The sequence below is a fragment of the Cellulomonas sp. P4_B5_2 genome, from assembly GCF_056402235.1.
In genome coordinates, this window is the sequence record NZ_JBFUHU010000541.1 from 1 (window position 1) to 1,001 (window position 1,001).

Sequence of the window (1,001 nt, forward strand, 5' to 3'; positions counted from 1 at the left end):
GGCTCAGCCCGGTCCGGGCGGCGGTCGCGGCCGCGCGCAGCGAGAGCAGCGGGACGTCGGCGGGCCGGGCCTCGACGGCCAGCACGATCTCCCCGTCGTGCTCGACGAGGTCCTCGGCGATCGTGCGCAGTCGTGGGGCGGTGCGCCGACCGCGCACCAGCATCGGCGTCCGCGCCGGCCGCTGGAGCGCCTGGCGGGCGTTGCGCACGGTCGTGTCCAGGGCGTAGGAGATCACCCGCGCCGCCTCGGCGATGCTGGCCAGGAGGTCGTCGCGGTCGTCGAAGCCGACGAGCGCCGCGACCTCGTCCTGGTCCGCGAGCAGGAGCCGGTTGGTGTGCCGACGCGTCACCACCTGCACGGTGTCCCGGACGTCGAGCAGGTGGGCGTAGGCCATGTCCACCGCGCCGTGCGGCCGGTCGGTGAGCCAGGTGGCGGCCAGCGCGCTGAGCACGACGGCGTCCCGGATGCCGCCGCGGGACTCCTTGAGCTCCGGCTCGATGAGGTAGGCGAGCTCGCCGTGGCGCTCGGCGCGCTGGCGCGTGGAGGCGAGGAGCTCGGGCAGTCGTCGTCGGGCGGCCGAGCGCCAGTCCTCGAGCAGAGCGGACTTGGCGCGCGCGATGACGACCGCGTCGCCGGACACCGGCTGGAGGTCGAGCAGCCCGACGGCGGCCGGCAGATCCTTCGACGCGACCTGGCGGCACTGCGCGAGGGAGCGGACGGAGTGGTCGAGGTCGAGGCCCGCGTCCCAGATGGGGTACCAGAGCTTTTGCGCGAGGGCCGAGAGCTCCTCGGTCGAGTGGCCGCGCCCCTCGTGCACGAGGAGCAGGTCGAGGTCGGAGACCGGGCTGGCGTCGCCGCGCCCGACGCTGCCGACCGCCCCCAGCGCGATGCCGGACACGTTGACGCCCTCGGTGGCGATGTCCCACTGCTCGCGCAGCCTGCCGACGACGAGCTCGACGATGGCGGCACGACGCGCGATGCCGTCGGCCCCGGGGCCGGTC

General features: G+C 75.3%; 1 protein-coding gene. It reads right to left on the bottom strand.

Annotated elements, in window-relative coordinates:
- Positions 1–1,001: [protein-PII] uridylyltransferase family protein (locus AC1DUQ_RS21975; protein WP_477074670.1), on the bottom strand; the 1,001-nt coding region annotated here is incomplete at both ends.